We start from the raw sequence: 13,769 nt of genomic DNA, 5'->3' as shown, positions 1-13,769 counted from the left end.
GTTATTGCCAACCAGCAACCTGTCTCATTTTATTACAATCCTGGTGTACCAACGGCCTCTGCGGGGTCCTGCAGTGCTGTCGCCTGCATAGCAGTGTCAATATCTTACTCGCTAACTTCATGCACTGACAAGCTAATCATCGCGTTTATGGCGGGGTGAGAAGATTAACCATTGCGTTCATTCCAGGGAAATTTGTCTTGGGTCGGCATTTTTTTATAGGGTATTGCTAGGATGTCAGGCGATACGGCTCCCGGTGCAGCCATATAGATAATACGACTGGCTATCGCTGAAAAAGCTCCTTGAAAGTGCTGTGTAGATTTAACAATCAATACATCCTTGTCGGTAACATCAACACCCAGGTCGGCAAAGATGCCCGGCGCAAAGCATTGAACCCTTTTGCTGCTGACAATAATATCAATGCTCTTATAGCGCAATGCAATAACATCACCCGCAGGATATTTCACCGCTGCACTGCCGCGTTGCGGCCAGAGGTGGTTATAGTTCCTTTTTATACCGCTGACAGCGGCGACCAGTTCAAGCGTATTGCCCGAGAAACTGCCCATCTTACCGCCCAAATTGACGGATATCGTTTGCCCCGGGCCGGCCAACAGGGCTTGTGCGACCACGTCCGGGTCGTAAAAAATGCCCAGTGCGGCGTTTGTTCCTCCTTTATTCAATAGCCACTCCAGTGCGTAGGTTGCGTCTCCCGGCGCGCCTGCACCGACATTATCCGATTGGTCGGCAACCACAACCGGACCGCTGGCAGCCGCCTTGCTGGCGGTTAAAGCCAGGTTTAAGGCGTCCTGCATCCGCAGTGACTTAAAACCAATATCATACCGATGGGCATACGCTGTCTTGCCAAGTTTATCGGCCAGCGCTTTCGCAGCCGCTGGATCATCATTGGTTACCACCAACATCTTTGCGCCTGCCTGTTCCACATCCCCAAAAGGAAAGCCGTGCACAAACGAGACTGACAGCACATTATCCCGGTTTTCAGCTTCTGTCAGTGAATCGACAAATTGTTTCATTACCGGCGCGGAGGTGGGATACATTCCCATCATCTTGCAATCAAATACTGCCATCGCCGGCTTGATACGCCGGTTGGCGGCGCTTATGGCATGGTCAAACAGCTCAGCTCCACGCTCTGCGATGTCGATATGGGGGTACTCCTTAAAAGAGATTATCAGGTCACTGTAAGCCAGCATTCGATCGGTGAGATGGGCATGCAGATCTATTTCAACGGCGATAACGGTGTCCTCACCGACGCATGTCCTGACCCGCTGAATAAAATCACCTTCGCAATCATCAATGCCATAGGCGACCATTGCCCCATGCAAATATAACAGAACAATATCGACTTCACCCGCAGCAACCAATTCGGCTAATAACTCGTTTCGCAAACCCTCGTAAACAGGCAGCGCAACAGGGCCGGAAGGCTGTGCAAAGAAACAGCCGCCGAACAGCAATTCGCAGCCTTGCTCACAGGCCCGTTGCAGCCAGCGTGAAAAAGGCTCGATATCATCAAAGGAGCTGTTGCCTTCGACAATATCGACTTCGCGCACCAATGTGAAATCATCCAACGTTGTCGAAAGTGGAGAGAAAGTATTGGTTTCCTGGACCAGCGCGGCGGCAAATATTTTCATGGTGCTTACTTAACTCCTTTTGAATGCGGATTTAATGTTATCGCCGGTGGAAAATGCCGGACTAATCAGTTGCCGGGCGAACTTGTCACAACACTATGTAAAGACTTAGCAATAATATGAACGATGACTTGAGCGTTGGAGTTCAATAAAACCACTCGCTGTTTTCCCTAACTATTCAACATGGAGTGTCCAGGGAATCGCGGGTGAAGTAGAGCTATCACGGCCCTTTGACGAATTAAGACAGGACAAAGTCGTCGCATGAGAAGGTTTCATACACTACAGTGCCAGCGCCGAAAAATGTCGATCACCTTGTAAAATGGCGTTATCAATCAGAGATTTAATATCTGCTGCAATGTCTGTAGATGCGTTGTCAAACAAACCGCAACGTCTCAGCACAGGTTTAACATTAACATCCCGCCCCAAAAATTCGTAAACCACACGGGTACATGTGGGCGGGCGGCGGCTTTGCGCAGCTACCCCCAGCTTGAGCCCTGTTAAGTAGGTGGTCCTACTTTTGTAGGAGGGGAAAAGTACCGTCTGGCATATTTCATTTTGAGTCAACGACTCATAGTCCTGCAAAAACAAACGATCGGCAAGGTAAAAAGCCATCCCTTTGTATCGGCATCTAAAACTGTGTTCTGAGCTGCCTTGCCGAGTTAGCCTTTCGGTCCGCGTGAAATAGGCGGCTTCACCATCCCAACGCAAATGTACTAACGCCCGCAGTATAGAGTCCGGATAGGTCATTGAGTAGTAATACTCAAAATAAAAGCCCGCATACCGGGCGAGGATATCGGCGCTGATATGCCGCAGATAGGCGATGTGCTCAACATAAACCGGGCTGGAATTCTCACTGGCGTTGCGTGGGCTAACCCGCAGGATTTTTTTTAGTTGATCGGTGGGCGATAAGATTTCGTGGTCTTCAACACCGAAAAAATCGCATATTTTGCGCAGCGTGTGGCGCGCAGGAAAGGACTCGCCGTTCAGGTATTTATTGAATTGAGAGCGGTGAATGTGTGTTCGCCGACAAACTTCGGAAACAGAATTGTAGTAACTGCACAGCAGGGCCAGGTTTTTCATAAAGTCTTTCTGCATGGGCATGCTCTTTTTATCGAGTTTGAAGCTAGGTGACGCTGTTGGCGCTTAAGCTGAGTGCAGGTGGCTTATCGACATTGTATGTCAATTGTTTTTTGTTAAACAACAGAGAACGGCTCGGACAAGGCGAGCATTGTGCATTATTTCTTTGCACTCTGTGGTTGCCGCCTTGCTGACATCGTTCTTAGTGGATTGAAAATAAAGGCTTTTTTGACGGCATGCTTATTAATAGTAAAAGTTTTCTGCAATTTTTTTTGATTTTAGCTGAGGTTTTTTCCCGCTGGAGACTCATCTGTACTGAGCCGGTGGCATTAATTCCCGGGGGGATCTCTCAAGGCTGCCACCATGCCTTGCACACAGTGGCAGCAAAGCGGGGCTAGGGTGTCGCTTCCTGTTCGAGCCCGGCAGTGGGTTGCACGTTCGCGCCGTAATCAAAGCTGACTGCCAACACCAGCACCACCGAGGCGGCCAACATCAGTTTGATAAGCAGCGGCAGGCAGAACCGGAACCACAGGTGGTAGGGCACACCGGCCATACCGATAATACCCATCAGCACCGCATTCGTGGGGATGATCATATTGGAGAAGCCGTCACCGAACTGATAGGCCAGCACCACCACCTGGCGATAAACCCCAATCAAATCGCCCACTGGTGCCAGCAATGGAATGGTCACATAGGCCTGGCCACTGCCGGAAGGGATAAACAGATTCAGCAGGGTTTGCATCACGAACATACCGACGGCGGCAAATTCAGCCCCCAGGTGAGAGAGTGGTTGTGACATACCGTGCACCAGCGAGTGCAGGATCTGTCCATCTTCCATGATAAGGGCAATACCCCGTGCCACACCGATCAGCACAGCAGTACTGGCCAGATCTTTGACGCCGACAATAAATTCGTTGGCGGCGGTATCGCCGCTCAGTCGCCCGACAATGGCGGTAAAGATCCCCCAGGCAATAAACACGGCGCCCAACTCGTACAAATACCAGCCTTGTTGTGAAATCCCCCACACGGAAATTACGATCACGGCGGCCAGTCCGAACAGGATAAGCTTGTGGCGAAAATTCAATTTTGGACAGTCGGTCTCTTCCATGTCAGCCAACGGGCAGGGCAAGTCGGCAGTCATCGAGTTTGCCGGGTCTGCCAATACTCGCTTGGCATAACTCCAGACGTGATGAAAGCCAATCAAGACGAAGGGAATAAATATAGCCAGTCGCAGTTCAATGCCTGAATAAATAGGGATCTCAGAAATGTTTTGTGCCACCATGACGGTGAACGGGTTGAAGGCAGATACTCCGTAACCGATACCGTAACCGGTAACGGTCATACCCACCGCGGTCATGGCATCGAGTTTCATGGCTTTACACAAACCCACCAGGATCAGTACAAAGGGGATGTACTCGCCTGCGGTACCGATAGCGCCGGAAGCCAAAGCAAAACAAAACACCACCATAAAGATCAACAGATTGGGCTTGTGGCCAAAGCGTTCCAGCAGGCGTCCAATCAATGCATCAATGGTGCCCGTGGCGCGTGCTATGGCCAGCACCCCGCCCACTATCAGCACAAAAAAGATGACATCCTGGGCATTGGCAAAGGCCCTTGGCAGCGCTACCAGAAAATCCATCGGCGTAAGGCGAATCTGTTCTTCCGTCAGCGTGAAGGTGCCGGGCACCACAGTCTGACGGCCGTTGTCAAGGGTAAGGGTTTCAAAAAAGCCCTGCGGCACCAGCCAGGTAGCCACATATGCCACTACCATCATTGACAGCAGCAAAATCAGGGTATGGGGAACTTTAAAGTGTTGAGCCATGGTGTTTGTCGTTAGTCGCAATTTTTGTTTTTGTCGGAAACGGCCCGACAACCTGGTAGGACAGATTAAGGGGTTATGTTGGGATGTGCAAGCCAGCGATTGGGTCGACAAGTTCAATGAAATCAGACGCGTCAATTGGCAAGATCGACAGCATCGGCTGCGATTGAACAGGGAGAACCCTCAATTGATCTCGTGATCCAGGCTGGACGAAAAAACTACCGCTCTTACAGCTGGACATTGGCAGGGCGGATTGCTGAGTTGGAAGCGTTTTACTCCGGCGCTTTCAGCAGACGTGAGACTGATCAGTTTGTTGATTACACCGGCTATTTATTTGTCGGTCAGTATATTCCCTACGACATCTGCGATTATGCCGTTTCTTATGCCCTGGCTGTGGTTGAGCGCCTGAAGGCAGCAGGTTATAGCATACCAAGCCTGGAAATCACCACTGCGAGCAAAGATATTGAAGTATTGTCGGTAACTCAGGACGACAAAATATGCTTGATTCTGGGGTCTGAAAACCAAGGTGTTGGTCAACAACTGCTTGATGCCTCAGGCGAAACCATTCATATACCCATGCTCGGTATCAATTCTTCCGTGAATGTAGCGACAGCCTGCGCAATTGCAACTTATGAAATTACCAGGAGATTCGGAAAATTTCTGGTCGACCCACGTTAGAAGCGCAATACACAAAATGCCGCGATGTATTAAATTTTGTCGTTTATAACAGCACCACCGGTGTTGGAGAGGATTAGGTGCTTCAGCACAAGACAGTGGGCACGACCGAGACCGCTCATAGTGCTACCTAATATAAGTCACCGTGCACAGACAAAATCAGCTTTAAGGCTTGAATCAGGCTAATCGAGGGCCGACACGAATAACCAGGTTGCCCCACTTAAAGTCCCTAGTGTAAACAGTGTTATAAGGTAGGGCGATGAACTGAACATATTAAAAAATAATGTGATAGTTGGCAGCAACTGCAGCGCTGGTAGCAGCGCGATGATAATACCCAATAGTGCCGAGCTTATTAGTATGCAGCGCCGTTTTTTTTCGGCAGCATGGATTTTCGCCAAAACACCATTGGCAAATTCCCGGCCAGTCAACGGTGTATGGTATTGCAGTAGTGTTTGCAAAAGAGACTCATCAATAAATTGCGTATTATCTGGCATTCTGTCCATAGATCTTTTCTCTTTTTGATTGCCTTTGTGAGGCATTGACCTTTTCTGCTAACTTTCTTTTCCCATGACTAATATAGGATTTCACAGAACCCAATGGGAGATTCGTTGCGTTGCTGATCTCACTGTGGCTCATGCCAACACTATACGATAGTGTAAGACAGACGCGTTCATTGGTTTCTAAATAAGCCATCAGCCTTTCGACGGTGATATCGGCCTCTACATCTTGAGTCGAAACGGTTAGTAAAACGCTGTCCACCGCTTCTGTTTCATGGCGGTAATATGCCTTTTGTTGGTTTCTCAAAAAACAACGATAGGCGATTTTATGCAGCCAGGTACTAAAACTGGCCTGGCCACGAAACCCGCCCAGTTTTTGAAACACCAGTAAGAAAACGTCTTGTGCAATATCGTCAGCCAACGCATGATTGCCCGCTGTTAAGCGCCGCAAAAAATGTCGAATGGTTGATTGGTGGTTGCGCATCAGCTCGGCAAATGCCTGGTGGTCATTGTTATTGATGATCCGGGCTATAAGCTCATTATCACTCATGATAACTATGTAAACTTAATCATCGTAACGATTTAGTCGCCAAACTGTTAAAAACGCTATTCCGAGTAACAGGGGAAACACGCCAAAAGCGATACCTGTGCGTAACTCATCCACCACCCCGCCGGCCAACAACGCAGCGGCACCGATGGCGCATAAAGCTAATCCTTTGCGTAAATCCATAACTCTAGGTGAATTGTAGGTGCCTAATTTTTGCAACAACTCGGGAGTGAGGTTGTCGCCTTTGTCCAGCACTTTACGAATGGTATTTTGTACCTCGATTTTATGCTTACTGTTGTATGCAAAATAGGTGATTACGATTGCAGCAAAAGAGGCAAAAGCCGCTATTGGTATTAATATATCTTCATTCATAACGTCTCTTCCGTAGTTATCAGATGGGCAGGACTGATAAGTTAGATACATCGACTACTGGATTTGGATGAATGTATCACAATACTTTTGGCAGATAAGCTAATCCCATTGAGCGTCGAGGATTTCGCTGATCAGGCTGAACCTTGAGGGCAGCGCCCGGTATTTTTTGGTGACCAGGTAAACTGTCTCATCAACCCGGGTGGCTAACGGGGAGCTGCGGATTAAGGCGGGATAGGGGAAGGCATCCAGCGAGGAGTGCGGAATAACCGTAAACCCCAATCCCATCGAGACAGGCAGCAGAATTTGGCTCAGTTGGTTAACGTAGCCGGATTCCCTTATATGGTCCATACCCAGAAAGGTTTCCGGGAAATTGGCTTCCAACAGCTGAATGGCATAGTGGTGGCCGTCGGGATGGTTGATAAACCCCAAGTGCAGTAGAGATTCCCACGCTGAATCCGCCTGTGCGGGCAGTGCCAGGCAAAGTGGGTCTTCACCCAACCGTTCTTCCAGTAGTGTGGGGTCGCGAACAGGTTGGGTGACGATACCCATATCGGACCGGTTGGTGCGAACCCGCTCGATAATGGTTGAGTTAGGCGCTGCCTCAACCTGTACAGTAATCCCTGGGAATTGTTTTTGCAGGCCCAGCAATTGCGGGTATAGCTGCATGGCCATTGAACCGGAACAGGCTAACCTGCACGGGCCGCTGTGCCTGTCGTCTTCCGCGATACTGTTGCGCAACTCAGTTTCCGCTGCACTTTGCCGCAGCCCGTATTGATAAAGGCTCTCGCCCGCAGTGGTGAGGTCGAATGTTTTTCCATGACGGTTGAGCAACGGTTTGCCAAGCTGTGCTTCAAGCTTTTTGATGTGCTGGCTGACGCCCGGTTGGGTCATGTTCAGCCGCTCAGCGGTGCGGGTGAAATGGTTGGTTTCCACCAGGTCCATAAAGGTACGGAGGAAGACAGGATTTATCATAACAAAGTATTATCATTTGTATAAATAATGATAATTTTATGTTGCTTTTTGGTTTATGTACACTGCACCTATTATTGACACTACGGAGTAATCGCTATGACACACCAGCAGCTAGAGACCAAACCCTATCCTCGGACGTTTTCCCATATCGGCATTTCAGTGCCGGACCTGGAGGCCGCAGTCAAGTTTTATACCGACGTATTGGGGTGGTACCTGATTATGGAGCCCACCGAGATTGTTGAGGATGACAGTGCCGTCGGTGAGATGTGCACCGATGTCTTCGGGCCCGGGTGGCAATCATTCAGGATCGCCCATTTATCAACAGGTGATCGAGTCGGTGTCGAGTTGTTTCAATTCAGGAATCAACAAAACCCGGATGACAATTTTGAGTACTGGAAAACCGGCGTATTTCACTTCTGTGTCCAAGACCCGGATGTCGAGGGGCTGGCTGAGAAAATTGTCGCTGCGGGGGGAAAGAAACGAATGGAGAAACCCCGGTATTATTATCCCGGTGAAAAGCCTTATCGAATGATTTATATGGAAGACCCGTTCGGCAATATTCTCGAGATCTACAGCCATAGTTATGAGTTGCACTATGCATCAGGTGCTTATAAGTAGGCGGTGCAGTAAACGGCTGTAAACCGCTCATACCCAAACCTTGGCTGTATCCAATACGCTATTGCGGCGACGAAGGTGACGGCGGGGAAAAGCAATAGTCTTTCCGTCACCTTTCTTATGACGCTTTGCCGTGCCGGGGGACACTGCGCCTCCCGGCATCCGCAGGCTTTAATCGATCACGTCTTCAACGCCTTGTACTTCATCCGCTGCGGCTGCGCCTCGTTGCCTTTGCGCTTCACCATATCCTCGTGGTAGTCGGTATAGTTACCCTCGAAAAACACAATCTCACTATTGCCTTCATAGGCGAGAATATGGGTGGCGATACGATCGAGAAACCAGCGGTCGTGGGAAATCACCAGCGCACAGCCGGGGAAATTCAGGATCGCTTCCTCCAGCGCGCGCAGGGTTTCAATATCCAGGTCGTTCGAGGGTTCGTCCAGCAGTAACACATTGGCGCCCTGCTTTAACGTATTGGCCAGATGCAGGCGACCCCGCTCACCGCCGGACAGCTCGCCCACTTGTTTCTGCTGGTCAGCGCCCTTAAAGTTGAAGCGCCCGACATAAGAGCGGGAGCTGACTTCATAGTTGCCGATGCGCAATATATCCTGCCCGCCGGAGATCGCTTCCCAGACGTTCTTATCGTCGTCCAGATTTTCCCGGCCCTGCTCGACATAGGCGACCTTGACCGTCTCGCCGAGGGTGATAGTACCGCTGTCGGGCTGTTCGGTGCCGGCGATCATGCGAAACAGCGTCGACTTGCCGGCGCCGTTGCCGCCGATAATACCGACGATGGCGCCCTTGGGCAGGCTAAAGCTCAGGTTGTCGATCAACTGCTCCCCGCCGAACCCTTTACAAACATTGTCAAATTCGATCACCTTGTCGCCGAGGCGATCGCCCGGCGGGATATAGATTTCATTGGTCTCGTTGCGCGACTGGAATTCCTGCGATTGCAGTTCGTCGAAGCGGGCCAGGCGCGCCTTGCTCTTGGCCTGGCGTCCCTTCGGGTTCTGCCGTACCCACTCCAGCTCCGCCTTGATGGCCTTCTGGTGCGCGGCTTCGGCGCGGGCCTCCTGCTCCAGGCGCTGTTCTTTGGTTTCGAGCCAGGTGGAGTAGTTGCCCTCGTAGGGGATACCGCGGCCGCGGTCCAGCTCCAGAATCCAACCCGCTGCATTGTCGAGGAAATAGCGATCGTGGGTAATGGCCACCACCGTACCCGGGAACTGCTGCAGGAACTGCTCCAGCCAGAACACACTCTCGGCGTCCAGGTGGTTGGTGGGCTCATCGAGCAGCAGCATATCCGGACGCGACAACAGCAGCCGGCACAGGGCGACGCGGCGCTTTTCACCGCCGGACAGTTTGCTCACGTCCGCCTCCCAGGGCGGCAGGCGCAGGGCGTCAGCCGCCACTTCCAGCTTGTGCTCTAGGTTGTGGGCGTCCCAGGCCTGGATAATGTCTTCCAGCTCTCCCTGGCGCTTGGCCAGGGCGTCGAAGTCGGCCCCCTCCTCGGCGTAGGCGGCGTAGACCTGGTCCAGCTCCGTCAGGGCATCGCGGGCCTCGCGCACGCCGTCCTCCACATTGCCGCGCACATCCTTATCCGGGTCCAGGTGCGGCTCCTGGGGCAGGTAGCCCACCTTGATGCCGGGCATGGGGCGGGCCTCGCCGTTGTATTCGGTGTCCACTCCCGCCATGATTCGCAACAGGGTGGACTTGCCGGCACCGTTGAGCCCGAGCACACCGATCTTGGCGCCCGGGAAAAAAGACAGGGAGATATCCTTGAGAATTTCGCGTTTGGGTGGCACCACCTTACTGACGCGATTCATACTGTAGACGTATTGTGCCATCTGGGCATCGACCTCTGGGTTGACTGTTTTTGTGAATGCGCGCAAGGTACCTAATCTGCGTGGCCAATTCAAACACTAAGAAGCCTCGCATCGCCCGCCGGCCCGCAGCTGGATCCAGGGTCTGCTGATATCGCCCGTTGCTATCGAGTTCTGGTTTTATATACGCCTTTACTATATAGCGAACAGTTACTAGACAACTGCCTATACTTAAGAATGAACCAGAATAAATGGTCCGCGTGGCGAAATATGATATTCAGTCATAAAGGCAGCCTATCGTGGCGGGGGGCAGGGTCCGAGGGGGATACAGCAGAGACGGAGATCGGCGCGGGGAGTGAGGCGGATTACTTCCGCCAACTGGCGGAAAACCTCACTGACCTGGTTGTCACCACCGATACCGATCTCAATCTGACCTATGTTAGCCCGTCCGCCGAGCGAGTGCTGGGGTATTCAGCCCCGGCGTTGCGGCGTTTTTATCAGGGCCGGCGCCGCTGCGGGGGCGACCTGCTCGAGCGAGTGACGGCTTTTTTTGGTCGCGAGATGCAACGCGTGCGCAGCCGCCGCGGCGGCGGGCGGCTGTCGGTATCGGTGGCGGAGTTTGACATTGTGCACCGGCGCGGCCAGCCGCTGTGCCTGGAGATCAATACCTCCGCCCTGCAGGACCGCAGCGGTCGGGTGCTGGGGCTGCTGTGTATCTGTCGCGACATCACTGCACGCAAACGGGCCGCCGACGAACTGGCGCTGGCCAGCAAAGTGTTCCAGAACAGCCTCACCGGTATTTATATCACCGGTCGCCGGGGCGAGATTCTGCAGGTCAACCGCGCCTTCAGCCGCATTACCGGCTTCTCGCCCGAGGAGGCGCTCGGGCGGGCGCCGCAGTTGATCGACCTGGACCACTATGCCGAAGATGTTCTGCACACCATTGCCGAGAATCTCGAACGCCGCGATTATTGGGAGGGCGAGCTGCGCTGCCGGCACCGGGACGGCCACAGTTTTCCGGCCTGGGTGGCGCTCACGGTCTTGCGGGAAACAGCTGGACGGGAAACGTCCGCGCAGGAGACGAGCGGGGACAAGAAAGGCGATATCATTAACACCATCAGCACGTTTACCGATATCACCGAAAAGAAAAGCAGCCAGGTCAAAATCCAGCGCCTCGCCTATTTCGATCCGCTCAGCGGCCTGCCCAACCGCAGTCTGTTCAATGACCGGCTGGCGCGGGCACTGAGCCGGGCCCAGCGCACCGGCACCCGGGTCGCGCTGATGTTCCTGGACCTCGACCGCTTCAAAGCCGTCAACGACTCCCTCGGTCACGCGCTTGGCGACGCGCTGCTGTGTCAGGTGGCGCAGCGACTGCGCGATTGTGTGCGCAGCGAAGATACGGTGGCGCGTATGGGGGGAGACGAATTCACCGTGATTTTGGGTGAATTGGCCGACCGGCAGCAGGCGGTGACGGCGGCGGCTCATATCGCCGAGAAAATCCGCCGGCTGCTGTCCGAACCCTTTCATATTCGCGGGCGCGAGGTGTTTACCAGCACCAGTATCGGCATCGCTTTTTACCCCAGCGACGGCGCCGAGCCGCGGACGTTATTGCAAAATGCCGATACCGCTATGTATTACGCCAAATCAGCGGGTAAAAACAACTTCCAGTTTTACACCAAGGCGATGAACGCCAAGGCCATGGAGCGCATGGAGCTGGAAAATGCTTTGCACCGGGCCGTGCGCCAAACCCAGTTCGAGCTCCACTATCAACCTATACTCGACAGTCGCTCCGGCGCGATGGTCGGGGTGGAGGCGCTGGTGCGCTGGCAGCATCCGGAGCGGGGCCTGGTGTTGCCGGATGCCTTCATCAATATTGCTGAGGAATCGGGCACCATCAAAGTGCTCGGCGCCTGGGTGTTGCGGCGCGCCTGCCAGCAACTGGTGACCTGGGAGCGGCACCATCAGCGCGTCGGTCGGCTGGCGGTTAATATATCTGCCCGCCAGTTTGTCGAAGGTCATATTTTGCAGACGCTGCGCGATGTAGTGGATCGCACGGGGGTCGATCCGACGCACCTGGAGTTGGAGCTGACCGAGAGCGCGCTGATGCAGGACCACCGCTACTCGGTTGAAGTCCTGGAAGCGATCAAGTCGCTCGGTGTGCGGGTGGCCATCGACGATTTCGGCAGTGGGTATTCGTCGTTGAATTATCTGAAAAAATTTCCCATCGATGCGATAAAGATCGACCAGGCGTTTGTCAAAGGTCTGCCGTCACAGGAAGACAAGCGTATCATTCAGGCGATTATTGCGCTGGCCCACAGTCTCGGTTTGAAAGTCGTTGCCGAGGGCGTGGAGACATCCCTGCAACTCGAATGCGTGCGGGCGCTGGGGTGTGAGGAGGTGCAGGGCTTTTTGCTCGGCAAACCGGTGCCGGCCCAACAATTCGCAGCTCAGGCGGTGCTCTGAATCTCGTGTTTTAGCTCGGCGATTATTTGGTTTGACTCGAATTGCGTTTACTTTTGCAAGGAGGTGCTAATTGACGCTGCTCTATTCTTCCCGGTCTTGATTAAAAATAACGAGGGTAGGGCTGCTCCTGGAAAGGGCTTGCAGAAACTCTCGACAGCAGGGATGCTGTCGCGAAGCCCCCATGGATGGGTTTACGGCGTGTTTCTGCAAGCCCTTTCCAGGGGCAGACCGGTCAATTAGCACCTCCTTGCGAAAGTAAACGCAATTCGAACTGGCTCTACCGGTACTTACTTTTACGATACTGGTCCGGTGACAGCCCGATGACTTTTTTAAACAGGCGCGAGAAATAATAAACATCCTCATAACCCAGTGATATGGCCACTTGTTTGACCGGCTGGTTGCCGGCGTCCAGCAGATCGCAGGCGTACTGCATTTTCATATTGATAAAGTACTGGATGGGCGATTGTCCGGTAAACTGCTTGAACTTTTTCGAGAAGTGATACTTTGACAGTTGCACCTCGGCGGCCAGGGTGTCGAGGGAAAGGTGGTCGTGTTTGTGTGCCTGCATCGCCGCCTGGACACGCGCCCAGTCGAGCGTTTTGTGGGCCGACAGATCGTGCTGGCGCAACAACAGCGCCAGGTAACTGAGCAGCGCCTGCAACTGGTGGCAGGCGTAAATCAGGTTGGGCAACTGGTAGCGGCTGCTGCGCAATTCGGCCAACTCGCCAAAGGCGGAGATCAGGCGCGGCTGGATGCCGATATTTTGATGAATGTTTTGCTGAGCGTTTTGCTCATCGGTCTGGTGGACGTCTTGATTACTATTCTGTTCATTGCCCTGCTCATCGCCCGGACGTTGCAGTTGTCGGCAGAATGCCCGGGCCAGTTCGCCGTCGAAGTGCAACCAGTAAATCGTCCAGGGTCTGCGCGCGTCGGAGCGGTAGAAATGACGGCTGTGCTTGGGTAAAAGCACCAGGTCGCCGGCGCTGACCGGCGCGGTCCGATGGTCGGTCTGCAACTGGCCGCCACCGGCGCTGCAGTAGATCAGCAGGTAGTTGTCGTGTTGACGGCGGCGCATCTGGTGGTGCTGGGCCACGGGGTAGTAGCCCATGGCAATCGGGTAGAGGGCGCGGGTCAGCGCATGCCGGGTCAGCCGCTGTAGTTGCTGTTGTGGCATTAAAAACCGAATTCCGTCCGGTGGCAGCGGCCAGTCTGAGGTGATGTTCATTATATCTTATTGAAATATAAACAATATCTTTAAATTCTTTGGTCTCG

General features: G+C 53.1%; 12 protein-coding genes. 3 read left to right on the top strand and 9 right to left on the bottom strand.

The genetic code is table 11. From position 1 onward, the window contains the following. Positions 1-164: 164 nt before the first annotated feature. From FKG94_RS26285 to FKG94_RS26275, 3 genes are all read right to left on the bottom strand, one after another. Positions 165-1,643: a M81 family metallopeptidase gene (locus FKG94_RS26285; RefSeq protein WP_142929928.1), complete on the bottom strand. Its 1,479-nt coding sequence runs from the start codon at positions 1,641-1,643 to the stop codon at positions 165-167. A 276-nt stretch (positions 1,644-1,919) separates the two neighbouring features. Beyond that, positions 1,920-2,735: a helix-turn-helix domain-containing protein gene (locus FKG94_RS26280; RefSeq protein ID WP_179957824.1), complete on the bottom strand. Its 816-nt coding sequence runs from the start codon at positions 2,733-2,735 to the stop codon at positions 1,920-1,922. Positions 2,736-3,111: 376 nt separating this feature from the next. After that, entirely contained in the window at positions 3,112-4,539 is a 1,428-nt protein-coding gene (locus FKG94_RS26275) for a YfcC family protein (protein WP_142929926.1), read from the bottom strand. A 135-nt stretch (positions 4,540-4,674) separates the two neighbouring features. On the opposite strand from FKG94_RS26275, the gene FKG94_RS26270 reads away from it, so the two are divergent. Further along, positions 4,675-5,214, top strand: coding sequence for a TrmH family RNA methyltransferase (locus FKG94_RS26270; RefSeq protein ID WP_142929925.1), 540 nt, complete (start codon positions 4,675-4,677; stop codon positions 5,212-5,214). Positions 5,215-5,393: 179 nt separating this feature from the next. Here FKG94_RS26270 and FKG94_RS26265 read toward each other — a convergent pair whose 3' ends face one another. The 4 genes from FKG94_RS26265 to FKG94_RS26250 form a co-directional block, all read right to left on the bottom strand. Further along, a complete protein-coding gene (locus FKG94_RS26265) occupies positions 5,394-5,714 on the bottom strand; it encodes a hypothetical protein (RefSeq protein WP_142929924.1) in 321 nt (106 codons plus the stop codon). Beyond that, positions 5,695-6,258, bottom strand: coding sequence for an RNA polymerase sigma factor (locus FKG94_RS26260; protein ID WP_142929923.1), 564 nt, complete (start codon positions 6,256-6,258; stop codon positions 5,695-5,697). Before FKG94_RS26260 ends, FKG94_RS26265 begins: the two co-directional genes overlap by 20 nt. A 15-nt stretch (positions 6,259-6,273) precedes the next feature. Then, entirely contained in the window at positions 6,274-6,627 is a 354-nt protein-coding gene (locus FKG94_RS26255) for a DUF6249 domain-containing protein (protein WP_142929922.1), read from the bottom strand. Positions 6,628-6,726: 99 nt separating this feature from the next. After that, positions 6,727-7,599, bottom strand: a complete 873-nt coding sequence (locus tag FKG94_RS26250; protein WP_142929921.1) for a LysR family transcriptional regulator — start codon at positions 7,597-7,599, stop codon at positions 6,727-6,729. 96 nt (positions 7,600-7,695) lie between these two features. Between FKG94_RS26250 and FKG94_RS26245 the strand changes: the two genes are divergently transcribed. Beyond that, positions 7,696-8,217, top strand: a complete 522-nt coding sequence (locus FKG94_RS26245) for a lactoylglutathione lyase family protein (protein WP_142929920.1) — start codon at positions 7,696-7,698, stop codon at positions 8,215-8,217. A 176-nt stretch (positions 8,218-8,393) separates the two neighbouring features. On the opposite strand, the gene ettA is transcribed toward FKG94_RS26245, so the two are convergent. Then, on the bottom strand, positions 8,394-10,058 hold the full coding sequence (gene ettA, locus FKG94_RS26240) for an energy-dependent translational throttle protein EttA (protein ID WP_142929919.1): 1,665 nt from the start codon (positions 10,056-10,058) through the stop codon (positions 8,394-8,396). 246 nt (positions 10,059-10,304) lie between these two features. On the opposite strand from ettA, the gene FKG94_RS26235 reads away from it, so the two are divergent. Continuing rightward, a complete protein-coding gene (locus FKG94_RS26235; RefSeq protein ID WP_179957823.1) occupies positions 10,305-12,497 on the top strand; it encodes a sensor domain-containing protein in 2,193 nt (730 codons plus the stop codon). 277 nt (positions 12,498-12,774) lie between these two features. Here FKG94_RS26235 and FKG94_RS26230 read toward each other — a convergent pair whose 3' ends face one another. Beyond that, positions 12,775-13,722 (bottom strand): AraC family transcriptional regulator, encoded by a 948-nt coding sequence (locus FKG94_RS26230; protein ID WP_142929917.1) that lies wholly within the window; start codon positions 13,720-13,722, stop codon positions 12,775-12,777. Between the last annotated feature and the right edge of the window lie 47 nt (positions 13,723-13,769).

The sequence above is a fragment of the Exilibacterium tricleocarpae genome, from assembly GCF_007004655.1.
Taxonomy (GTDB): Bacteria; Pseudomonadota; Gammaproteobacteria; order Pseudomonadales; family Cellvibrionaceae; genus Exilibacterium; species Exilibacterium tricleocarpae.
Note: the sequence above shows the minus strand (reverse complement) of the source record. Positions and strands in the feature narration are given on the sequence as shown.

Excerpts from the sequence above, each read along its gene's own strand:
- FKG94_RS26260 (WP_142929923.1), bottom strand. The coding sequence starts at position 6,258 with ATGAGTGATAATGAGCTTATAGCCCGGATCATCAATAACAATGACCAC.
- FKG94_RS26230 (WP_142929917.1), bottom strand. The coding sequence starts at position 13,722 with ATGAACATCACCTCAGACTGGCCGCTGCCACCGGACGGAATTCGGTTT.
- FKG94_RS26265 (WP_142929924.1), bottom strand. The coding sequence starts at position 5,714 with ATGGACAGAATGCCAGATAATACGCAATTTATTGATGAGTCTCTTTTG.
- FKG94_RS26250 (WP_142929921.1), bottom strand. The coding sequence starts at position 7,599 with ATGATAAATCCTGTCTTCCTCCGTACCTTTATGGACCTGGTGGAAACC.
- FKG94_RS26275 (WP_142929926.1), bottom strand. The coding sequence starts at position 4,539 with ATGGCTCAACACTTTAAAGTTCCCCATACCCTGATTTTGCTGCTGTCA.
- FKG94_RS26245 (WP_142929920.1), top strand. The coding sequence starts at position 7,696 with ATGACACACCAGCAGCTAGAGACCAAACCCTATCCTCGGACGTTTTCC.
- FKG94_RS26285 (WP_142929928.1), bottom strand. The coding sequence starts at position 1,643 with ATGAAAATATTTGCCGCCGCGCTGGTCCAGGAAACCAATACTTTCTCT.
- FKG94_RS26255 (WP_142929922.1), bottom strand. The coding sequence starts at position 6,627 with ATGAATGAAGATATATTAATACCAATAGCGGCTTTTGCCTCTTTTGCT.
- ettA (WP_142929919.1), bottom strand. The coding sequence starts at position 10,058 with ATGGCACAATACGTCTACAGTATGAATCGCGTCAGTAAGGTGGTGCCA.
- FKG94_RS26280 (WP_179957824.1), bottom strand. The coding sequence starts at position 2,735 with ATGCAGAAAGACTTTATGAAAAACCTGGCCCTGCTGTGCAGTTACTAC.
- FKG94_RS26235 (WP_179957823.1), top strand. The coding sequence starts at position 10,305 with ATGATATTCAGTCATAAAGGCAGCCTATCGTGGCGGGGGGCAGGGTCC.